The organism is Methylorubrum rhodesianum, from assembly GCF_014199985.1.
Classification (GTDB): domain Bacteria; phylum Pseudomonadota; class Alphaproteobacteria; order Rhizobiales; family Beijerinckiaceae; genus Methylobacterium; species Methylobacterium rhodesianum.
On sequence record NZ_JACHOS010000017.1, the window covers coordinates 100,961 to 122,086 of the forward strand.

General features: G+C 68.4%; 21 protein-coding genes. 5 read left to right on the top strand and 16 right to left on the bottom strand.

The features are described 5' to 3' along the window. Nucleotides 1–304: 304 nt before the first annotated feature. On the top strand, nt 305–2,002 hold the full coding sequence (locus HNR01_RS21825; RefSeq protein WP_183669787.1) for a methyl-accepting chemotaxis protein: 1,698 nt from the start codon (nt 305–307) through the stop codon (nt 2,000–2,002). A gap of 451 nt (nt 2,003–2,453) precedes the next feature. On the opposite strand, the gene HNR01_RS21830 is transcribed toward HNR01_RS21825, so the two are convergent. The 11 genes from HNR01_RS21830 to HNR01_RS21880 all read right to left on the bottom strand — a co-directional run bounded on the left by HNR01_RS21830 (nt 2,454) and on the right by HNR01_RS21880 (nt 12,081). Continuing rightward, complete coding sequence (locus HNR01_RS21830; RefSeq protein WP_012452597.1) at nt 2,454–2,720, bottom strand: flagellar biosynthetic protein FliQ; 267 nt, start codon at nt 2,718–2,720, stop codon at nt 2,454–2,456. Nucleotides 2,721–2,786: 66 nt separating this feature from the next. Next, on the bottom strand, nt 2,787–3,194 hold the full coding sequence (gene flgD, locus HNR01_RS21835) for a flagellar hook assembly protein FlgD (protein WP_017487406.1): 408 nt from the start codon (nt 3,192–3,194) through the stop codon (nt 2,787–2,789). Between the two features lie 6 nt (nt 3,195–3,200). Then, a complete protein-coding gene (flbT, locus tag HNR01_RS21840) occupies nt 3,201–3,728 on the bottom strand; it encodes a flagellar biosynthesis repressor FlbT (RefSeq protein ID WP_183669789.1) in 528 nt (175 codons plus the stop codon). A gap of 10 nt (nt 3,729–3,738) precedes the next feature. Then, a complete protein-coding gene (gene flaF / locus HNR01_RS21845) occupies nt 3,739–4,089 on the bottom strand; it encodes a flagellar biosynthesis regulator FlaF (protein WP_017487404.1) in 351 nt (116 codons plus the stop codon). A gap of 43 nt (nt 4,090–4,132) precedes the next feature. After that, nucleotides 4,133–5,185, bottom strand: coding sequence for a flagellar hook-associated family protein (locus HNR01_RS21850; protein ID WP_183669791.1), 1,053 nt, complete (start codon nt 5,183–5,185; stop codon nt 4,133–4,135). Between the two features lie 7 nt (nt 5,186–5,192). Further along, on the bottom strand, nt 5,193–6,662 hold the full coding sequence (gene flgK / locus HNR01_RS21855; RefSeq protein ID WP_183669793.1) for a flagellar hook-associated protein FlgK: 1,470 nt from the start codon (nt 6,660–6,662) through the stop codon (nt 5,193–5,195). A gap of 78 nt (nt 6,663–6,740) precedes the next feature. Continuing rightward, nucleotides 6,741–7,952 (bottom strand): flagellar hook protein FlgE, encoded by a 1,212-nt coding sequence (locus HNR01_RS21860; RefSeq protein ID WP_183669795.1) that lies wholly within the window; start codon nt 7,950–7,952, stop codon nt 6,741–6,743. Nucleotides 7,953–8,034: 82 nt separating this feature from the next. After that, the gene (gene fliI, locus HNR01_RS21865; protein WP_183669797.1) at nt 8,035–9,363 is read right to left on the bottom strand and encodes a flagellar protein export ATPase FliI; all 1,329 of its coding nucleotides are present in this window, start codon (nt 9,361–9,363) and stop codon (nt 8,035–8,037) included. Nucleotides 9,364–9,370: 7 nt separating this feature from the next. Continuing rightward, entirely contained in the window at nt 9,371–10,099 is a 729-nt protein-coding gene (flgF, locus tag HNR01_RS21870; RefSeq protein ID WP_017487397.1) for a flagellar basal-body rod protein FlgF, read from the bottom strand. A gap of 4 nt (nt 10,100–10,103) precedes the next feature. Continuing rightward, on the bottom strand, nt 10,104–11,360 hold the full coding sequence (locus HNR01_RS21875; protein ID WP_183669799.1) for a DUF1217 domain-containing protein: 1,257 nt from the start codon (nt 11,358–11,360) through the stop codon (nt 10,104–10,106). 145 nt (nt 11,361–11,505) lie between these two features. Next, nucleotides 11,506–12,081, bottom strand: a complete 576-nt coding sequence (locus HNR01_RS21880; protein WP_183669802.1) for a hypothetical protein — start codon at nt 12,079–12,081, stop codon at nt 11,506–11,508. Nucleotides 12,082–12,297: 216 nt separating this feature from the next. Here HNR01_RS21880 and HNR01_RS21885 point away from each other — a divergent pair, with 216 nt between their 5' ends. Both HNR01_RS21885 and HNR01_RS21890 read left to right on the top strand, forming a co-directional pair. Next, nucleotides 12,298–12,597: a PilZ domain-containing protein gene (locus HNR01_RS21885; RefSeq protein ID WP_183669804.1), complete on the top strand. Its 300-nt coding sequence runs from the start codon at nt 12,298–12,300 to the stop codon at nt 12,595–12,597. 384 nt (nt 12,598–12,981) lie between these two features. Further along, nucleotides 12,982–14,295 (top strand): flagellin N-terminal helical domain-containing protein, encoded by a 1,314-nt coding sequence (locus HNR01_RS21890; RefSeq protein WP_183669806.1) that lies wholly within the window; start codon nt 12,982–12,984, stop codon nt 14,293–14,295. 106 nt (nt 14,296–14,401) lie between these two features. Here HNR01_RS21890 and HNR01_RS21895 read toward each other — a convergent pair whose 3' ends face one another. Next, on the bottom strand, nt 14,402–15,082 hold the full coding sequence (locus HNR01_RS21895; RefSeq protein ID WP_183669808.1) for a response regulator transcription factor: 681 nt from the start codon (nt 15,080–15,082) through the stop codon (nt 14,402–14,404). Nucleotides 15,083–15,478: 396 nt separating this feature from the next. Between HNR01_RS21895 and HNR01_RS21900 the strand changes: the two genes are divergently transcribed. After that, on the top strand, nt 15,479–16,756 hold the full coding sequence (locus HNR01_RS21900; RefSeq protein ID WP_183669809.1) for an aspartate aminotransferase type Ic: 1,278 nt from the start codon (nt 15,479–15,481) through the stop codon (nt 16,754–16,756). Nucleotides 16,757–16,935: 179 nt separating this feature from the next. On the opposite strand, the gene HNR01_RS21905 is transcribed toward HNR01_RS21900, so the two are convergent. The 4 genes from HNR01_RS21905 to HNR01_RS21920 all read right to left on the bottom strand — a co-directional run bounded on the left by HNR01_RS21905 (nt 16,936) and on the right by HNR01_RS21920 (nt 19,761). After that, nucleotides 16,936–18,054: an ATP-dependent DNA helicase gene (locus HNR01_RS21905; protein WP_183669811.1), complete on the bottom strand. Its 1,119-nt coding sequence runs from the start codon at nt 18,052–18,054 to the stop codon at nt 16,936–16,938. Nucleotides 18,055–18,067: 13 nt separating this feature from the next. Beyond that, complete coding sequence (gene hemF, locus HNR01_RS21910; protein WP_183669813.1) at nt 18,068–18,991, bottom strand: oxygen-dependent coproporphyrinogen oxidase; 924 nt, start codon at nt 18,989–18,991, stop codon at nt 18,068–18,070. Between the two features lie 43 nt (nt 18,992–19,034). Then, nucleotides 19,035–19,202, bottom strand: a complete 168-nt coding sequence (locus HNR01_RS27690) for a hypothetical protein (protein WP_246417600.1) — start codon at nt 19,200–19,202, stop codon at nt 19,035–19,037. Nucleotides 19,203–19,512: 310 nt separating this feature from the next. Then, nucleotides 19,513–19,761: a hypothetical protein gene (locus HNR01_RS21920; protein ID WP_246417602.1), complete on the bottom strand. Its 249-nt coding sequence runs from the start codon at nt 19,759–19,761 to the stop codon at nt 19,513–19,515. Nucleotides 19,762–19,989: 228 nt separating this feature from the next. Between HNR01_RS21920 and HNR01_RS21925 the strand changes: the two genes are divergently transcribed. Beyond that, nucleotides 19,990–21,012: a helix-turn-helix transcriptional regulator gene (locus tag HNR01_RS21925; RefSeq protein WP_183669815.1), complete on the top strand. Its 1,023-nt coding sequence runs from the start codon at nt 19,990–19,992 to the stop codon at nt 21,010–21,012. Nucleotides 21,013–21,126: the final 114 nt, after the last annotated feature.

Here is a 21,126-nt window from a genome sequence, read left to right on the forward strand (position 1 = left end):
GCAGCGCTTGTGAACCGGCAAGCTTGCGCGGGGATGGAGCGGCAGCCTTGCCGGACGAAACGCACGATACAACCGTTGCGATCACATGGAGGGCGGTAGCCGGCTGCCGCCGGGCTCCGTCAAGCGACAGGCCCTCACCCGGAGCGGCAGTCCGAGCTGAGAATATCCAGCTTCTTCAATGATCTGTCGATTCACACAAATGTTTGACCTGTCACGAAGTTTTTATCCTTTGATAAGGTGTTTCTCGCAAGGGTGGTGCGACGGGGGCTGACTCGCTCGTCTCAAGCAAGCCCTGGAGCGGCACATGCGAATTTTAGACAATGCGCGACTGATCTTCAAAGCGGCCGCACCCATCATCCTTGCTATTTCAGTATCGATCGGTTTGATTTTCTACGCCTATACGACGATCAGCGGCCTGTCCGTGCAGACGAAGCAGATCGTCGATGTCCAAGTCAAGCGGCTCGAAGGCATCCTGTCGCTGCGAGTCTATGCCAACGAAGCCAGTATTGTGATCCGCAACATCATCCTTGAGACGCGCCAAGCGGAAATGGACGGCTATAAGAAGCGATATGACGCGGCCGTCGAGGCGCAATCGAAGATTGTGGATCAGCTGCTTGCCCTGTCCGGCAGTCCCGAGCGGCGAAGGGCGAATGAGGAGCTTCGTCGGATCTCCGAGACCCTGCGCTCCGCCAATGATCGCGTCATCCAACTCGGTCTCAAGAACGAGAACGAAGCGGCAACGAAGATCCTGTTCACCGATGCATCGGTGGCCCGTGCCACGCTGCGCGACGCCATCGCATCGCGGATCGATCTGCTGACGGCGGAGCTCGCCGAGGCACGGGACGGGGCCGAGCAGGCCGCGAGCCGGTCGAGCATGATCCTCAGCATCGCGTCGGCGATCGGCATCCTCGCCACCCTGATACTTGCGGGCATCATCACGATCTTCGGCATCACCCGACCCCTGGCCAGCCTCGTCGCCGTGCTTCAGCGCATGGCCCAGGGGGAGATCGATGCGACGATCCGGGAAGCGGCGCGGGGCGACGAGATCGGCGCGGTCGGCCGGGCCGTCGAGGGGATCAAGACGATGGTCGCGCAGAAGGCGGCGGAGCAGGCCGAGATGCGCCGCATCGCCGACGAGGCCGCCGCTGCCGAGCGCCGCCGCACCATGATCGAACTTGCCGACGGCTTCGAGCGCGCGGTCGGCGGTATCGTCGGCCGGGTGTCGTCCTCGGCAACCGAGCTTCAGGCCACCGCGCAGCAGATGTCCTCGACCGCCACGGAGACGGCGAACCAGTCTGGCACCGTCGCCGCGGCGGCGGAAGAGGCTGCGAGCAACGTCGGCACCGTGGCGGCCGCGGCCGAGGAACTCGGCGCCTCCGTCCAGGAGATCGGACGGCAGGTCCAGGGGTCCGCCGGGCTCGCGCAGAACGCCGTCGCGGAGGCGGACCAGACCGGACAGCTCGTGCGCGAACTCAGCCGCACCTCCGCCCGTATCGGCGACATGGTGAGCATGATCTCCAACATCGCCTCGCAGACGAACCTACTCGCCCTCAACGCCACGATCGAGGCGGCGCGCGCGGGCGAGGCGGGACGCGGCTTCGCCGTCGTGGCGACGGAGGTGAAGGAACTCGCCAGCCAGACCGCCCGCGCAACGGAGGAGATCGCCGGCCAGATCGGCGAGATCCAGGGCGTCACCGAACGCGCCGTCTCGGCCATCGGTTCGATCACCGGGCGCATCGGCGAGATCAACGCCGTCGCCGCGACCATCGCGGCCGCGGTCGAGCAGCAGGGCGCGGCCACCCAGGAGATCGTGCGCAACGTCTCCCAGGCCTCGACCGGGACGACCGAGGTGACGCGCAACGTCGTGGGACTGGCGCAGGCCTCGGAGGAGGCCGGGGCGGCGGCGAGCCAGGTGCTCGCGGCGGCCTCCGAGCTGTCGCGCGAGTCGGAGCATCTCACCAGCGAGGTCGATCGCTTCCTGGCCAACGTCCGGGCGGCCTGATCCCGCTCCTTGCCGGATGCGGAGCGGAACCTGAAAGGCTACGGGCGCGGAGCCGCGATATCGCACCGCGCCCGATCGATTTCACTGTCATATGCAACCGGTGACAGCGGCCTGTTCACTGTTAACCGACGCATGGCAGGCCATCGCGCACCGTGCTGCCAAATGGCAACACCGATGCTAGGATCCGATCGCAGAAGCTTTCGTCCTTCCCAAGGTCAAGGCTCTCGCGAGGGACCGGGCGGTCAAGTCTCGACAGCTTCCTCCGTCCGGTCCCGCCTCTTGTCTCCCATTCCCGAACACGGCCGTTCCGAGCTGCGGGCCGGCGCCCTTGCGAGCGACATCGGAGAGAGCCCGCCCGCCGGGAGGGTCGGCGGCGAAGGCCTCCGCGACGAGGATCGGAGCCGGTTACGGTAGAGTCGGCAGGGATCGGCGTTACGGCGCCGAGGTGGTTTCAGAACCCCGTCGCGATCCGCCCGTAGGTCATCTCGGCGAACGCGTAGATCTGCGAGCCGACGAAGGTCCCCGTCACCAGCATCACCAGCAGGATGGCGACGATCTTCGGGACGAAGGTGAGGGTCACCTCCTGAACCTGCGTCAGCGCCTGCAGCAGGGCGACCGCGATGCCGACCAGCATCGCCGCGCCGACGGAGGGGCCGGCGGCGACCAGCACCGTCCAGATCGCGGAGCGGACGAGTTCGAGGGCGTCGACCTCGTTCATGATGGTGTCTTCGAAGGGCGCATCGCCGTTGTCAGAAAGCCGGAACCCACCGTCCGGAACGATGCGCTAGCTGATCGAGATGCCGGAGGCGAGCAGCATCTCACGACCGTCGGCGAGCTTGGCCATGACGCCGTCGCCGGTGACCCGCACCGACTGCACCGTGCCGGTCGTCAGCCCGTCCGCCGAGGTGAGGGTCCGCCCGATGATCGCGTCGGCCTGGTTCAGGAAGCTGGAGGTCAGCAGCGAATCGAGCTTCTGATTGGTCTTGGTGGCCTGCTCGACCTGCGAGAAGGTGGCGAGCTGGCCGACATATTCCGTCGAGTCCATCGGCTTCGTCGGATCCTGGTTCTGAAGCTGGGCCATCAGCAGCTTCAGGAAGGTATCGGCGTTCATCTTGGCGGCGACCGACGTCGCCGCCTTCGCCGCGGCGGCGGTGTTGGTGCCGGCGCTCGTGCCGGTGCTGGTGACGTCCATGAGCGTTCAGGCCTTGTCGGAGGGGAGGGCCGGCCGGGCCCGGGGCGGGGACCGGCGGCGGGAGCCGGATCGGGTCGGCGGAACGAGGGCGGCCGGCGGCACCTCGGGAAGGGGCTGGCCTGCGCCGAGCAGGTTGGCCTCCGCCGGGTAGAGACCGCGGATGAGCTTGAGCGCCTCGAAGGCGCGACCGGCCTCGACGAGGGTGTGCGCTGTCGCCAACCCCTCGCGGATGACGGGCTCCGTCGTGGCGGCGAGGATGCCCTCCTCGATGCGGGCGTAGAGCGTCCGGGCCGGTTCGGCCTGCGCGGGCGTGATCAGCATGGTCTGCGCCGCGAAGTACAGCTGGCGCAGTGGCGTCGTCGCCTCCTCCGCCTGGAGCACGTGACCCTCCAGCAGAAAGGTCGCGTCATTCATCAGTTCGAGCGCGACCTTGCGATCGACGCGCACCACCGCGCCGTTGATGAACACGCGCTCGCCCGCCTTCAGGCTCAGATGCATGGTGCGGGCGGCGGCCCGGCCGGTCTCGCGCGTCATGACCCGTCCCTTACCGCAAACCGTCGCGGATCGAGGTGTTGACCTCGATCAAGGCCGCGAGGCTGCGCTCGGGCGTGCTCAGCACCGCTCCGGCCTCACGCATGTTCCACAGGCCAATGGCGACGAGATCGGCGCGCAGGGCCTCCGGCAGGGCGTTCTCGGAGTCGAGAAGGTCGGCGATCAGCACGTTCCACAGATCCTGGATCGATCCGACCGCGGCGTTCCGCTCCGGACCGGCCTCAGATCCGCGCGCCTCGGCCGCGCGCAGCAGGCCGAGCGCCCGGTCGAACGCCGCGCGCTCGCGCTCGCGGCCGAGGTCGGGCGCGTCTTCCATGATCTCGGCATAGGATAGGCGATACATCGGCGCCTAAGCTCCGTACTCGGTTGCGCAGAAGGGCGGGCGTTCAGGAGATGAAGTTGATCAGGCTGAGGCTGCGCAGCTGCGCGGTCAGGCCGTAGGACATCTGCATCTGGGTCGTGATGGCATCGACCCGGGATTTGGCCTCCGCCGGATCGACGCTTTCCAGATCCCGGATCTGCCCGGTCAGCAGCGCGGTCTGCTTGGCCATGCGCGCATTCGCCTCCGTGATCTGGCTCTGGGCGCGGCCGAGATCGGCCCGCATCGTCGTCAGGCTCCGGGTGGCCTGACCGAGCAGGTCCATGACCTTGCCGGTCGCCACAGCCTGCGCCTCCTGCGAGAGGCCGGAAACGCCGAGGCTCGAGGCGATGACGTAGGCCATTCCGAGCGTGCGGAACGGCTCGGCATTGGCGCTCACGGAGGTTGTGACGGTCTCGCTGAGCGAGATCCGGCTGTCGATCGTCCGGCTCGAGGCCGCCGACCACGTCCGGTTCCAGTTCACCTCCGTGAATCGTCCGGTGAGCATTCCGTCGATGAAGCCCTTGATCTCGCTCGGCGTGATGCCGGACGACGCAGGACTGCCGGGGGCGAAGCCGAAGAAGCGCGTGAAGGCATCGTCCACCGCCGTCTTCGCCGCCGAGGTCGGGCTGCCCTCGTAGGGCGTCAGCGGCGGGGTCGCGCTGTTCGTACCGCCGAACACGAACTGGCCGCCCGCATTGGTGTTGAGGGCGCCGGCGAGCGCGGCCAGGCGACCGCGCGCGGATTCCGTGGCCACGCTCCCACGCTGCTCGGCGGGCAGCGCGATGAGTTCGTTGAGCGTCGCCTCGGCGGCGGACTGGATCTCTTGGAGCGCGCCCTGCGTGGCCTGAAGCCGAAGCGAGGCCGCGGTGTTGCTCTGGGTCAGAGAGGCGAGAACCGCGCTCTGCCCGCGCAGGCCGAAGGCTCCGGCCACGCCGCCGCCGAGCGTCGCACCGATATCGGCGAAGCGGCCGGTGCCGATCTCCTTGGTCGCGGAGGCGAGCTCGGTTTGGAGACGCGGGAGGCCGGTGCGCGGCGCGTTCCAGAGATTGAGGCTCGAGATGAAGCCTGTCGTCATCATTGCCGTATCACCGCACCACGTCGAGGAGGGTCTTGAGGAGGTCGTTGACCACCGTGATGAGCTTGGCCGAGGCGCTGTAGGAGCGCTCCAGCTGCAGGGCGAGGGCGGTCTCGTCGTCGCCGTTCACGCCCGCCGTGTTGGAGAGCGCCTCGTTGGCGCGGCTCAGCAGTGTCTTCTGGTAGGAGGCGTCGGTCGAAGCGTCCTTGCGCTGCGCCTCGAGCCACCCCGCGGAGGCGGCTGCGAGATCGGGCAGGCTCGAGGCCGTGCCGAGGCCGAGCGCCGGATTGACGGGCTGCGGTGCCGAGAGCGCCTTGAGGAGATCTTGCAGGCGGCCGGCATAGGCCGCGTCGCCGCCCGCCTGCGGGTCGGCGTAGTCGCTGCCGTTCATGCCGCCGCTGCGCAGCAGGGCGACGGAGCCGCCCCGCGCCGGATCCACGGCGGCGTTGATCGCGATCGAGGCCGCGAGGCCGGTGCGTCCGGCGGATGTGGCGGCCGGCAGGGCTGCGCCGCCGCCCGCCGTGAACAGACCCGCCAGCCGACCGTCGTCGGGCGCCACGGTATCGCTCTCGGCGAAGGCGCCGATCAGGCCGCCGGCCAGGGCATCGAGCTGCGCCTCGTAGGTCCGTGCGGCCCCGTCGCGCAGACTCGCGAGCCCAGCGATCCGCCCGGAGCTGAGCGGCATCGGGGAGGCGGCCCCGGTCACCGGCACGCCGTCGATCGTCACGGTGCCGCCGACCGTGCCGGCGGCGAAGGTGGAGGTGGGGGAGAAGGCGACCGTGCGGGGACCGCGCTCGAACAGCGTGACGCCGCCATCGGTGTAGAGCGCCACGTCGCCGCCCGCGCGGTTCACGGCGGTGACGCCGATTTCCTGCGAGAGTGCGGTCAGGATCCGGTCGCGGTCGTCGAGCGCGTCTGTGGCATCACCGCCCAAAGCCGTCAGCTTGACGACGGCGCGGTTCGCCGCGTCGAACCGCCCGAGGAGGTCGTTGATGCGCGCCACCGAGTCCGCGATGCCGGCATCGGCTTCCGCCCGCACCGCGTGGACCGTGTCCGCGGCTTGGTTCAGGCTTCCGGCGAGCGCCTTGGCCGCCTCGACCGCGTCGCGAGCGAGCTGCGTGTTGTCGGGCTGGTTGGCGACGGACTGGAGGGCAGCGTGGAAGGCCGAGAGCCGCGCGGCCGGCGCGGTGGCGTCGTCCGTGTCGCCGACGGTCTGTGCGAGCTTTGTCAGACCGGTCAGCAGCGCGTCGCTACGGGCGGCGTCGGCCGAGGCCGCGAGCGTGCGGGCATAGAGCGCCGGATCGCCCGCGCGGGTGATCGTCACCGTGGCGCCGCCCGTGCTTCCGGCGACCAGCGTCGCGATCTTGCGCGCGTAGCCGGGATCGTTCGCGCCCGCGACGTTGCGCGCGGACACGGCGATCTGGCTTGAGGTCGCGAGCAGCGAGGCGCGCGCGGTGTTGAGCGCGAGGGTGAGACCCATCGGTCGATTCCTGGGACGCGGGAGGAGGTGGGGGCGCCGGGATCAGGCCGGCGCCCCCGGATGCGGCGACGTTCCTCGTCAGCGCTTCAGGTTCATCAAGGTTTCGAGCAGCTCGTTGCCGGTCATGAACACCTTGGAATTGGCGGTGTAGACCGTCTGCGACTCGATCATCGTCGTCAGCTCTGTGCTGACGTCGACGTTGGATTGTTCGAGCGCCCCGGCCTTCAGGGTGCCCCGTCCGCCCTGGCCGGCGAAGCCGATCTGGATGTCGCCGGACTCGGCGCTCGTCGTGAAGACGTTGCCCGCCCGGGGTGTCAGGTTGTTGGGGCTCGCCACGTCCGCGAGCGGCACCTTGAAGGCAGCCTTCCGGGTGCCGTCGGAATAGACCGCGTAGACGGTGCCGTCCTCGCCGAAGGCGGTTCCGCTCACCGCGGTCGGCGACGAGCCGTCGGCCGTGCCGGACAGGTTGTGGTCGCCGGAAAGCTGCGTGAGGCTGCTCAGGTTGACCGTGACGCTGCGGCCGTTCGGCACGGTCACGAGGTCCGACCCTCCGCCGCTGATCTTGCCGTTGCCGTCGAAGGTCACGGTGGTCGAGCCGATCGAAGTGGCCGGCGCCGCCGGGTTGAAGAAGTTCACCGACCACGTGTTGGCGGCGGTCTTGGTCATCTGCACGTCGAGGGTCACCGGCTGGCCGACATTGTCGTAGACCTTGAGCGAGTTCTTCTTCGAGTAGCCGATGGCGCCGGGGGCGGTCGGATCGTAGACCGGCGTCTCGAAGGAGAGATTGCCGCTGATCGTGGCGGTGGTGGAGGGGCGCGCCTCCTGTCCCATGATGCTGACATTGACCGGCTTGAGGTCGGCCACGCCGTTGAGGATGGGGGTCGGCGTGCCGTTGGCGAGGCTGTAGCCCATCAGGGTGAAGCCGCCGGCATTGACGAGGTTGCCGGTCTTGCCGTCGACCACGAAGTTGCCGGCCCGCGTCATGTAGGGGGCGCCGCCGGCATCGCTCACCACGAAGAAGCCGTTGCCCTGGATCGCGAGATCCTTGTCGGAATTGGTCGAGGCGATCGGGCCGCCCTCGCTCACAGACCGGCGTAGCGTGGTCTCGACCGCGCCGGAGTTGTAGTTGCCGGTATCGCCCGACTCCAGCAGCAGCGAGGAGAACTCGGCCGAGGTGCGCTTGTAGCCGGTGGTGCTGGCGTTCTGGATGTTCTCAGCCACCGTCGAGATGCGGTTCGACTGAGCGTTCATGCCGGAGACGCCGGTGCGGAGCACGCCGATGAGACTCATGCGGACACCTCGTTGACTTTCACAATCTGGCGCAGTGGACAGGGTGTCGCTTGCGCGGGGCTGAAGGTTCGGCGGGGCAGGCTCAGCCCCGCAGGGATTGGGCGAGTTCGAGGAAGGCGTCGCGGCTCGGGGGCTGATCCGGCTCCTGGCGCAAGGCCTCGTAAATTCGCGGCACCAGGGTCACGGCCTGATCGAGGTCGGGATCGCTGCCGGCGCGATAACCGCCCATCAGGCGCAGGTCCCGCGTCTCCTCGAAGCGGGCCATCATGCTCCTGAGCTTGCGCACCAGTTCGCGCTGATCGCCGGTCCAGACCTCGCCCGAGAGCCGCGAGATGGAGCCGAGCAGGTCGATCGCCGGATACCGGCCCTGGTCGGCGATGGCGCGGTCGAGCACCACGTGGCCGTCGAGGGTGCCGCGGATCGAGTCGGCGACCGGGTCGTTGTGGTCGTCGCCATCGACCAGCACCGAGAAGATGCCGGTGATCGTGCCCGTCCCCTCGGCGCCCGGGCCGGCGCGCTCCAAGAGCCGCGGCAGGTCCGAAAAGACGCTCGGCGGGTAGCCGCGGGCCACCGCCGGTTCGCCGGCCGCCAGCGCCACGTCGCGGGCGGCATGGGCGTAGCGGGTGACGGAATCGACGATGAGCAGGACGGATTCGCCCCGGTCGCGGAAGGATTCGGCCACCGCGAGCGCCACTTTCGGTGCCTGACGGCGCATCATCGGGCTCTCGTCGCCGGTCGAGACGACGATCACAGCGCGCTCGCGCGCGGCGGCGATGGGGCCTTCGAGGAACTCGCGCACCTCGCGCCCGCGCTCGCCCACCAGCGCCACCACCACGCTGTCGAAGCCCTGCGCGCCTGCCAGCATCGCCAGCAGGGTCGATTTTCCGACGCCGGAGCCGGCGAAGATGCCGATGCGCTGGCCGGCGCAGAGCGGCGTGAACAGGTCGACCGCCCGCACACCCGTGGGTAGCGGCGTCTTCACCCGCGCGCGGGTCATCGCCGCGGGCGGGTCGGCGTCGAGCGGGACGCTGTCGGAGCCTTCGGCCAGGGGGCCGAGCCCGTCGACGGGGCGACCGAGCGCGTCGATCACACGGCCTTTCCAGCGCGGGTCCGGACGCAGCTGCGCCGGGCCGATGCAATGGGCGAGGCTACCGATACCGGCCTCGATCCGGCTCTCGAACGGCTTCACGGTGGCGCCGGTCGCGTCGACGCGCACGACTTCTCCGATCTGCATCCGGCCGTCCGCGGAAAAGCCCATGCGGTCGCCGAGCCGCACGAAGGCGGACACGCCCGCGACCCGCGCGGCGCTGGCGGTGACCTCGCGCACCGGGCCGCCGATCCGCACCAGCGGCAGGTCGCGGCGCCCGGCCTCCATCGCCCTCTCCAGGCGCTCGATGGCGTTCACGGTCATCGCCCGGCTAGCCCTGCGGACCCAGCGTCTTGACGGCGCCGGTGAGGGTGTTGTCGGCCTCGGAGGTCATCGTCGCCGCGCTCTCGAAGGCGCGCTGAATCGCGATGAGCCGGGTCATCTCCAGGATCGGGTTGACGTTGGCGCCCTCGACGTAGCCCTGAACCAGGCCGACCCTGGTGAAGTCCTGCACCGGCCGGCCGGGGATGCTCGCGCCGACCGCGTTCTCGCCCGAGCGCGTCAGCGTCGCCTTCGGATCGAGGGCGAACAGGCCGAGCGCGCCGACTTGGTTGACGCCCTGGTGGATGCTGCCGTCGCGGCCGATCTTCGGCGGGCCGGCCTGCGGATCGAGCAGCAGGGCACCGCCGCCAGGATCGACGACCGGCAGGCCGCCTACCGTGCGCAACTGCCCGTTGGCATCCATCGTCAGGCGGCCGTCGCGGGTGTAGAGCGTCTCGCCCTTCGGTCCCTTGACCCCGAGCCACGCATCGCCCTGGACGGCGACGTCGAGGGCGGAATCGGTCTTCGTCGTCGGACCGGCGGCCCGCGAGAGGGAGTTCTTGCCGGGGCCGACGAAGGCGACCTCGCCGCGGTTCGAGCGGGCGAGCAGTTCCGAGAAGGTCACTTCCTCCGCCCGGAAGCCGACGGTCGCCATGTTGGCGACGTTGTTGGCGGTCGTGGTCAGCCGCTTCTCGAGGGCGATCTGGCTCGACAGGGCGACGTAGAGGCTGCTCTGCATGGCCTCAGCCTCCGTTCCGAGCCGCTTGCCGCTTCATCAGCATCTCCGCGTCGATGCCGCCCGAGCCGGTGAAAAGGGCCAGTACAGGCGCGCTGGCGGTGTTGTTCTGTGCGTCCCAGATCGCCGCGAAGCGCCGCACGAAGGCGTCGAGCTTGGCTGGGTCCTTCAGGCTCTCGATGTCGATCTTCTTGGCGATCAGGTCGGCGCGCCGGGCCAGCGCCTCGCTGGTCGCGGCACCGCTCGTCGCCGGCAGGCCGATCACGGTGTTGGCCACTTGGCTCAGCGCGGCATCGCCGAGGATCTCGTAGGCGCCGGTCAGTGTCGGCGCCTTGCGGGCGAAGTAGAGGGCGAGGCGTACGCCCGTGTCGGCGTCGCCCGCATCGCTCTCCAGCGATTGGCGCAGATAGGCCTGCGTCACGGTCTGCGCCAGCGCGTCCGGTCCGAGATCGGTGCCGAAGCCGACATCCGCGGCAACCTTGTCCGCGGCGGAGAGCGGCGCGTTGCGGATCGTCAGAGTGCGGTTCGACCCGCCCGCGTTCACCAGCGTGTCGGCATCGAGGCCCGTGCCGCCGGCGAGCCCGTCGGCGCCGAGATCGGTCAGGGCGATGGTCTGGAAGAAAAGGCTGCCATCGGCGGCCAGCCCCGCCTGGACCTTGCCCTTGAGGGCAGAGGCATCGATCTGCGCTGCCACCGCTGCGGCGATCTCGGAGGGCGTCACCTTCGAGAGGTCTGCCACTTGCCCGGCCAGCGTCTTGGCATCGAGCCGGATCGTCACCGATTGTGTGGTCGCGGCGTCGATCCGGGATTCCACGAGAAAGCTCGTTTCGGCCCTGCCGCTGAAGTCGTAGGCGTCGGCCAGCCGCTTCGGCGCGCTGAGGAAGGCGGCACCACCCGGCGTGCCGAAGCTCGCGGGATCGGTCCCCCTGGCCGTGACGCCCTGGCCGAAGCTGAACGCCTTGGCGAAGGCGGTGTAGCGGTCGTCCGCCAGCCGGTTGGCGAAGCTCGCCGAACTGGCGGCGCCTTCCTCCAGCACCTTGCGCATGAACGCCTTGGCGTAGGTCATCTCCTCCAGACCGTAGGCCTTCATGGCGTAGGCGTAGAGGCGCTGATCTCCGAGAAAGTCGTCGACCGTCTTCACCCGGCCGATATTGGCCTCGTAATAGGCGGTCTCCCGGGCCACGCTGGGCTCCGCCGCCTTCCGCTTGAGGGAGGCGGTGAGGTCCTTGGCGATCAGGCGGTAGCTGGTGAGAGTGTCGGTCACGGGCGGGCGCCTGGGTAGGAGCGCGGGGGGAGGGCGCCGATCGGCGCGAGGGCGAGAGCAGCCTCCGATGCCGCCTCTAGGCCGGCACGCTTGCTCCAGGCTTGCCCGTCGGCGCCGCGCCGCCCGGCCGGGATGCGAAGGCGCGTCACGAGCCGGGCCCGATGATCGTCTCGGTCGTGATCACGATCCAGCCTGCACCGGTCCGGCGGATCGACAGCACGCGGCCGGCGCCGGGCAGGACGCTGCCGAGCGAGACCGTGAGTCGCCCCTCGCGGCCCTCCAGGGTGGCGACGCCGTCGGCCACCCCGCGCAGGGCGTAAGTGCCGGCTGACGAGCCGATAAGGGGAGGCATTGGCGGCTCCGCCAAGCCCTGACGGCCGGCGGCGGCCACGGGACGGTCGGGTAGCGAGCCGGTGGTGACGGGATCGAAGTCCGGATCGGCCAGTCGGCCCTGCGCCAGCGTCTTCTTCCAGGCGAAGGGTGCGGTGGCAGCCGGCAGAACGGCCTGTACATCGTAGCCGTGGGTGCCGGTCGAGATGGCGTAACCGGCAAATCCGCTCGCGGTCAGGGCGAGCAGGACGAGGCCGGCGAGCACGGTGCGCTCGCCCGCTGCCTCCCTGGCACGGCGGGCAACGACACTTCCCGCCAGCGGCCGCGATGGAAGCCTCGGGGGGCGTGCCGCGCTGCGGGGGGAGGATCGCCGTGCGGGATCGAGCGTCATGCGGATCTCGATGGATCGGTCCCGGGGCGCTGCGGAGGAATGGTCTTCGCGGCGATGCCTCAGGGGCGAGGTCGTCGGGTTCCTGATCCGTGAACGGTTATGCTTGACGCCCGGTTAACGACGCGGCGCGAGGGGGGCGCGCCGGCTCACGGGTTTGATCGACAGCGTTCCGAACCGTCGTTAATCCGGGGCAGGAGAGGGCAGCCGGGGGCAAGCATGGCTGATGCGCAAGATGCTGTTTTGCCGAACTCGGCCATTCCGATCGCCCGTGCGAGCAAGCGTCACCGCGTGGTCCAGCAGGGCCGCATCGTCCTCGGTCCCGAGCGGCTGATCGCGTGCACCGTGCGCGATCTCTCGCCCGAGGGCGCCAAGATCCGCATCGCGCCCGAGCACGTCCTGCCGGAGACGTTTCCCCTGGTGATCGCCGCGCACGATCTGCGCACCGTGACCGCCCGGCTGTGCTGGCGCCGAGGCGACTTCATCGGCGTCACTTTCGAGGGCGAGCCGGCCGCGTAGAACCGTATCGGTTGCGTCGCGAGGGCGCGCCTTTCCGCCGCTTGTCCACAGACCCGACCCCAGCCCGTAGAGGGCGCTCGTTGGGACGGTGCCGCCCCGACCGGCTTAATCGGTTCGTAACAGGTCCCTGCCATTCTCGCCCCATCGACAGGCGCCTCCCGTCACAACGCGGAGGCCTTCGAGAACAGGCCAGCGGGTGAGCCCTCAGACGGGTTCATAGACATGATGTCGGTCCGCTGATCCGGTGCGAGTCCGGAGGTGTGATGCGCGGCGCCACGAGCCCAGATGGGCTCATCGCGGCCCCTCGTGGGGCCGTGCGGCCGCACCGGTGCGAGCCCGGTCCTCAGAACCCTCCCGTCCACATCATTCTCGGAAGACAGACCCGTGACCAGCCTGCTCACCAACACCGCCGCGATGACGGCGCTGACGACCCTCAAGGGCATCAACAGCCAGCTCGACACGACGAGCAATCGCGTCTCGACCGGTCAGCGCGTGTCGAATGCGTCCGACAACGCCGCCTACTGGTCGATCGCCACGACGGTGCGCACCGACAACCTCGCGCTCGGCGCGGTCAAAGACTCGCTCGGCCTCGGCTCGGCCGCCGTGGATACGGCCTACAATGGTCTGACCAGCGTCCTCAGCAATCTCCAGAACATCCGCACGAAGTTGCAGACCGCACTTCAGCCCGGCGTCGACCGCAACAAGGTTCAGACCGAAATCGCTTCGCTGCAGGCGAACATGAAGGCGACGGCCGACTCCTCGATCCAGAGTGGCCAGAACTGGCTCTCCGTGGATTCCGGCAGCGCCGGCTACAACGGCGGTACGCAAAAGGTCGTGGCCGGCTTCTCGCGCGACATCACCGGCAACATCAATTTCTCGACCGTCAACATCGACGTCACGAGCATCCAGCTCTACGACAAGGCACTGACCGGCTCGGCCGCCACCTCGGCCAAGGTTACGGCCAGCAAGGCGATCACCACGACGCTGGACTTCAGCGGCACCAACCAGAGCACGCTCAGCGTCAGCTACAACGGCGGCACGGCCGAGACGATCGCGCTGACCGCCACGAGCCTGACCTCGCACGTGGCCGACCTCACCAAGGTCACGAAGGACGAACTCCTCACCGCTATCAACAACTCGATCTCCGCCAACGCGAACCTGAAGGGCAAGGTCAACGCCTCCCTCGACGCCGCGGGTCGCATTCAGTTCGAGACGCTCGGCAACACGGCGCCCGACACGATCTCCGTCAACATCGCCAACGCGACCGGCGCCGTCGATATCGGCTTCGGGATCGTCCCGGCGACCGTCTACTCCGGCAAAGGTACGGCCGCGGCGGCCGGCAGCGGCGGCGGCATCCTCGACAAGGGCGGCGCCAGCTCGGTCGCGCAGCTGTCGATCAACGCCTCGACCACGGACGCGACGCTCCAGACGTTGATCAACACGGTCGACAAGGCCATCGCCGCCGTGACGACCGCCGGCACCAAGCTCGGCGCGAACAAGACCCAGATCGACGGTCAGAAGTCCTTCATCGACACCCTGATGAAGTCCAACGATCGCGCCATCGGCATCCTGGTCGACGCGGATATCGAGGAGGAGTCGACCAAGCTGAAGGCTCTGCAGACGCAGCAGCAGCTTGCCGTGCAGACCCTGTCGATCGCCAACTCCGCGAGCCAGAACGTCCTCTCGCTCTTCCGCTAAGCAACGACGTCCCGGCCGCCAGCGCGGCCGGGACACCGCCTGTACGAGAAAAGGCCGCGCTCACACCGAGCGCGGCCTGTTTCGTTTCGTAGCGATTGCGAAGGCGTCAGCCGACGAAGGTGTATCCGGCCAGCCGCTTGGCCTCGATCGGATCGTAGCCCAACCGCATCCGCAGCTTCTTTCGCAGCTTGCTGATATGGCCCTCCACCACGCTCTCCTCGACGCTGGTGTCGAGGTCGCCGTAGACGGCCGTGAAGATCTGGCCCTTCGTGACCTGCCGGCCGCGGTTCTTGGCGAGATATTCGAGGATGTGCCGCTCGCGCCGGGGCAGGATCAGGCAGCTGCCGTCGATCTCCGGATCGCGCCCGTCGGTGTAGACCTTGAGGCGGCCGGCCCGGTCGGGGGCCGGGGCCGGCTCGACGCCGCGGCCCGTGCGGCGCCGGATCGCGGTGGCGCGGGCGATGATCTCGCGGACATGGACGGGCTTGCGCACCACGTCGTCGATGCCGGCGGTGAAGAGGGCCAGCGTCTGCTCCAGGGAGCGGGTCTCGTTGAGGGCGATGATCGGCGCCCGGCTGAGCGAGCGGATCGCCACGGTGCAGGAGGCGCGGTCGGCGCAGTCGCCGATCAGGAAGCCGTCGATCGCCTCGACATCGATCCGCGGGGTGGCGTCGAGCCACCTCTTCATGGATCCGGTGGCGAGGCCCTGCGCCTTGACGCCCTCGGCGCCGAAGCCGGCAACGTAGTGGTCGGTGACGCTCTGCCGCTCGTCGACAACGATATACATCGTCAGTGCTCGAAGATGTACGAGGTCATTGCGTCCCGCGCGAATGTTCTTCGCACGTCGCCATGGCCGATCGAATTGCTAAAGGGTCGTCGAATGCTGTCGGTCTATGGCCCGGGGCGCTTCGGCTGTTGCTCGGCGCTCCCGGCGTGCCACTTTCTCCAACATTTGACGGTTTCAGCTTTTTGGCGAGAATGGTTAACGAGGCGTTAAGGCCAAGCTTGCGGGAGAGGAAACGTTAGGAGTTTGGTCACCCCGGAGCCCCGCTCGTGACCGATGTGCCACAGTGTGTCGGTACGGCCTCGTCCCGACGCACGCCTTTCATTCCGGATGGTCTTGACCGCGCCGCCGCCGCAGGTTCGAACCCGCCAAGACCCTTCACCGACCGAGAGGAACCCGATGCCGTCGCTGTCCACCCTGTCGCCCGACGCCCTGGCGGATCTGCGCTCCGGTCTGCGCGGCGAGTACGACGCCCTCAAAGCGCAGGGGCTCAAGCTCGACATGACCCGCGGCAAACCCGCCTCCGATCAGCTCGACCTCGCCGCCGAGATGCTGGCGCTGCCGGGCAACCGCGACACCACCGCCGAGGACGGCACGGATGCGCGCAACTACGGTAATCTCCAGGGCTTGCACGAGACCCGCGCCCTGTTCGCCCCCGTCCTCGGGGCCGGGCCGGAGCAGGTCGTCATCGCCAACAATTCGAGCCTCGCGCTGATGCACGACGTGCTCGTCTACGCCCTGCTGAAGGGCGTGCCCGGCGGGGAGGGGCCGTGGTCGAAGCAGGAGCCGATCACGATCCTCTGCCCCGTGCCCGGCTACGACCGCCACTTCGCACTGTGCGAGGGCTTCGGCATCCGCATGGTCGCGATCCCGATGACGGGGGAGGGGCCGGATATGGATGTCGTCGAACGCGAGGCCGCCGACCCGTCGGTGAAGGGCATCTGGTGCGTGCCGCAATACTCGAATCCGAGCGGCGAGACCTATTCCGACGAGACCGTGCGGCGGCTCGCCTCGCTGAAGGCCGGAGCGCCCGACTTCCGCATTCTGTGGGACAACGCCTACGCGGTGCATCACCTCACCGAGGCGCGGCCCAACCTCCGCAACATCCTGGAGGCCTGCGCGCAAGCCGGACATCCCGACCGGCCGATCGTGTTCGCCTCGACGTCGAAGGTCACGCTGGCCGGCGCCGGCCTCGCGATGCTGGCCGCCTCGCCCGCCAACGTGAAATGGTATCTCGCTCAGGCCGGACGCCGCAGCATCGGCCCGGACAAGCTCAACCAGCTCCGCCACGTCCGCTTCCTGCGCGACAGCGCCGGCATCGCCGCGCATATGGACCGGCACCGGGTCCTGATCGCCCCGAAATTCGCCGCGGTGGAGGAGGCGTTCGCTGCCCGCCTCGACGGCTGGGAGGTCGCCCGCTGGAGCCGTCCGCTGGGCGGCTACTTCGTGACGCTGGATGTCGCCGATGGCACCGCCTCGCAGGTCGTCCGGCTCGCGGGCGAGGCGGGCATCGCGCTCACGCCGGCCGGTGCGACGCACCCCTACGGAAAGGATCCGCACGACCGGACGCTGCGCATCGCCCCGACGTTCCCGAAGCTCGACGCGGTGCGCAAGGCGGCGGAGGCGGTGGCACTCTGCACGCTGCTCGCGGCGGTGGAGGCGCGGGCGGCCGGTTGAATCGCTCCGCTCTTGTCCACTCGATACGCGGAGAAGAGCGGCCGCGCTCTCCGGATCGGCGCCGGCTCGATGCGTTGGCGGCGGATCGCAGCCAGCGCCCGCGAAGCGATTTCCTCGTCGTCATCGCTTCGCATCCGCTCGCGGTGACGGCGGGTCGTGGGCGACCGAGGAATGCTCCCTCACACGACCACGGTGATCGCCTGCGCCGCCCGCGTCAGCCCGGTATAGAGCCACCGCGCCCGGTGCTCGCGAAACGCGTAGGATTCGTCGAACAGCACCACCTTGTCCCACTGCGATCCTTGCGCCTTGTGCACGGTGAGCGCGTAGCCGTAGGTGAACTCGTCGGTCTCGCGGCGCAGGAACAGGGGGATCTCCTCCTCAGAGCCCTCGATCACCTGCCGCAGCACCTTGATCTCCACGGCGCGGCGGCGCACGGCCGGATCGTCCTCCGGCACCACGTCGAGGCGGATCGTGTCGGGGCGGGGCGGGGCGCGTAGCGCTTGCACCGTCCAGGTCGAGCCGTTGAGCAGGCCCTTGGTTCGGTCGTTGCGGAGGCAGACCAGCTTCTCGCCGACCGACGGCATCGGATCGGTGTGGCCGGCCAGCTCCCGCAGGCGGTTGTTGTAGAGACGCCGCGTCCGGTTGAGGCCGACCAGAACCTGATCGCAGTCGAGCACCTGCGCCGGATCGATGTCGCGGCGGCGGATCACCCGGCTCGCGCCGTACTCCCCGACCTCCAGCCGCCCGCCCTCGCGGATCGTCATCGCCATGCGCACGATCGGGTCGTCGGCCGCTTGGCGATGGACGTCGGTGAGCATCACGTCGGGCTCGGCCTCGGTGAAGAAGCCGCCGCCGCGCACCGGCGGCAACTGGGCCGGATCGCCCAGCACCAGCACCGGCTTGTCGAAGGACAGGAGGTCGTGGCCGAGGTCGGAATCGACCATCGAGCACTCGTCGATGACGATGAGGTTGGCCTTGGCCGCCGGGCCGGAGCGGTTGAGGGTGAAGGTCGGACCGCCCTCGTCGCCCTCCTTGCTGCGGTAGATCAGCGAATGGATCGTCGCCGCATCGTGGCAGCCTTTCTGGCGCATCACCGAGGCCGCCTTGCCGGTGAAGGCGCCGTAGACGACCGGGCCGTCGATGTCGTCGGCGATACGGCGGGCGAGCGTGGTCTTGCCGGTGCCGGCATAGCCGAACAGGCGGAAGACCTGGTCGCCGCCTTCCTTGCGCCAGCGGGCGATGGCTTTCAGCGCCGCATCCTGCTGCGGGGCGAACTGGGTGGGAACGGAGTCAGGCATGGCCGGACGGCCCTCAGGGCCAGCGCACCGTGGGGGGCAGCGAGGACAGGATCGAGGCGACGTTGCCGCCGGTCTTCAGGCCGAAGATGGTGCCGCGGTCGTAGAGAAGATTGAACTCGACGTAGCGCCCGCGCCGCACCTGCTGCTCCTCCCGGTCGGCCTCGGTCCAGGCCTGCGCGAGGTTGCGCCGGACGATCTCGGGATAGGCCTTCAGGAAGGCCCCGCCGACGTCGCGCGTATAGGCCAGATCCGCTTGGCGGTCGCCGGTCCAGTGATAGTCGTAGAAGATGCCGCCGATGCCGCGGGGCTCGTTGCGGTGCTTCAAGTGGAAATACTCGTCGCACCACGCCTTGTACCGCTCGTAGTTCACGGCGGGCGCGTGCCGCTCGCAGGCCTCGCGCAGGCAGGCGTGGAAGAACTGCGTGTCGGGGTCGTCCTGGCTGCGCCGCCGGTCGAGCACGGGGGTGAGGTCGGCGCCGCCGCCGAACCACGCCTTCGTCGTCACGACGAAGCGGGTGTTCATGTGCACCGTCGGAACGTTCGGGTTCCAGGGGTGGACGATCAGCGAGATGCCGGTGGCGAAGAAGCGCGGGTCTTCCGCCGCGCCGGGCATCTGGGCACGGAATTCCGGCGCGAACTCGCCGTGCACGGTGGAGACGTGCACGCCCGCCTTCTCGAACACCCGGCCTTTCAGCATCGCCATGACGCCGCCGCCGCCCAGGGCGCCGCTGTGATCGGTGCGCTGCCACGGCGTCTTTTCGAATTTGCCGGCTTCCCTCGGGGCGTCCGGGTGGAACGGGCCCTCGGCCTCCGCCTCCAGCGTCTCCAGCGCGGCGACGATCCGGTCGCGCAGGGTGGCGAACCACGCGCCCGCCTCGCTCTTCAGCGCGGCGAGGTCGTCGGGTGAGGGGAGGGGAGAAGCCGTCGCATCGCTCATGCGAGAGGCTTTCCCACCCGGGGGGCGATCCGTCAATTCGGGCTCAGAACTTGTAGGTCGGGCTACCGAGGATCGTGCGCCGGGTGTCGACGAAGCCGTCGCTCTGGGCGAGACAGGTCGAGAGATCGCGCGTGTCGGCGATGTTGGAGACGTTGAGCTGCGCCCGCCGATGCGTGTCCTCCCAACCGATCAGCGCGTCGGCCAGCGTCACGGCGGCGATGGCATCGATGTCGCCTCCCTGGATCTTTACCCTGCCGGTCTGGATCGAGATCGGCAGGCCGCTCGGATCGGGCGGGCGCGAGCCGGTTGCGCTTCACTGTGTCGTACATCGCTGCGGCGATCGCGAACCACGGCGTCGGGTTGTCGTCGGGTTGTACTTGAAGCCGCCTTCGATCTGCTCGGACTCGATCGGCCCACCTGGATGGCGAGCGTGTCGCCCGCGAGGGCGAGGCGGGCGCTGGAGATTTCGGCGCCCAGGGGCCGTCGTAGCCCTTGACGCGGTAGGGCATCGTGCGCCGGTCTCACAGCGTGGCGAGGGTGATCTCCGAGGCGCCCTTCACGCTGAACGGTTTGTCGCCGAGCGGGATCGATGTGGCGGCTTCGGGATCGAGGCCGGAAATCGGCTGCGCGAAGTCGCAGATGCCGAGCGTGACGAGGCCGGCCGGCAATCCGGGTTCGTCGCGGATACGCCCGTGGCTGTGCTCGATCAGGGCGACGACATTAGCCCGCAATCCGTTCACCCGGCGGATCTCATCGAAGAGAACGAACATCCGTCGGTGCGCTTTGAGGCGCGGGCGCGGAAAGGTGAGTTTCAAAACGTCGATGCTGATCACGAGCCTCGATCCCAAAGAGGCCCCATTGCTGATGCAGCTCTACGGTGGCCACTCATCAGTGGTGTTGCCCTGTTGACATGTCTTTGTCGGCAATCAGTTTACACTCTACTCTGAGTGTCAGTGGCTGGAGCCGAGGCAATCATCCGTTCTTCGCGTTGTCGCTAGATGTCCGACACCAACAGCCGGCTGTCTGAAATCCGCGGCTCGAACGCCATCTGGCGGCCGCAACGCTTCTTCGCGCATCGACTGCAATCCGCACGCGAGTTCGAGCACCTCAACGACGGCGGTGGTCTCGCCGTCGACTTCTATCCCGTCTCTCGCGGGGCCCCGCAGGTTCGGGTGGAGGGCGGACAGAGCCGGACGATGAGCCTCTGGCACACGCAGTCGGCCACGGGCTTCCTGACGGTCCCGACGCTCGAAGCCGACCTGTTCACGATCCGGTTCGTCACCAGCGGCCAGATGATCCGCCGGAACTGGCGCGGCGAGCACGCTGCCATGCAGGGATACGCGACGTTCAGCGCCCTGGAAGACATGCGCAACGGAGAAGCCTCGGCCGGCTTTTCCGCCATCAGCTCCACCATCGCCCGCACGTCGCTCCTGGCGAGCTACCACGCTCTGGAGCGGAAGCTGGATCGTCCGCTCCCGGTGCTGGAGCCGCTGACGTCGATCGATACCCTGGGAATGCGTGCTCTTCTGTTGTCCCTGGAGCAGATGCAGATTCGGCTGCGTGACGTTCGCACGTCTGAGGATCTGTTCTTCCCGTTGCTCGAGGAAATCGTTTCCTATCAACTGCTCAGCGTCTGGCCGCGCGCGCCGGCCGCCGAACTGCCCTCGGCCGGCAACCTTGCGGCGGCTCACGTCCGCTCTGCGATTGACTACATCGAGGCGCATCTCGCGACCCCGCTCCGATTGGCCGATGTCGCCGCCGCCGCGGGCGTGAGCGTTCGGATGCTGCAGATGTCGTTCAAGCGCGAACTGAGCATGACGCCGGTCGAATTCATCATCGAGCGGCGCCTGCAGCACGTCCACCGCGACCTCTGCAGGGAGTCGCACCGGGACACATCGATCGCGGAACTGGGCCGACGATGGGGATTCGCTCACATGAGCGACTTCGCGCAGCGCTATCGGCGCCGGTTCGGATGTGCGCCCAGTGACACTAGGCGAGATATGCTACGCAAAGTAGAATAGTCAGAGTAACATGATTGCGAAATGATGTAATAATCGCGAATACATTGCGCCAAGACTTTTTTAATAGATTGACATCACTATTGATTATCGAATAGCTGATTCAGGCGCCTATAT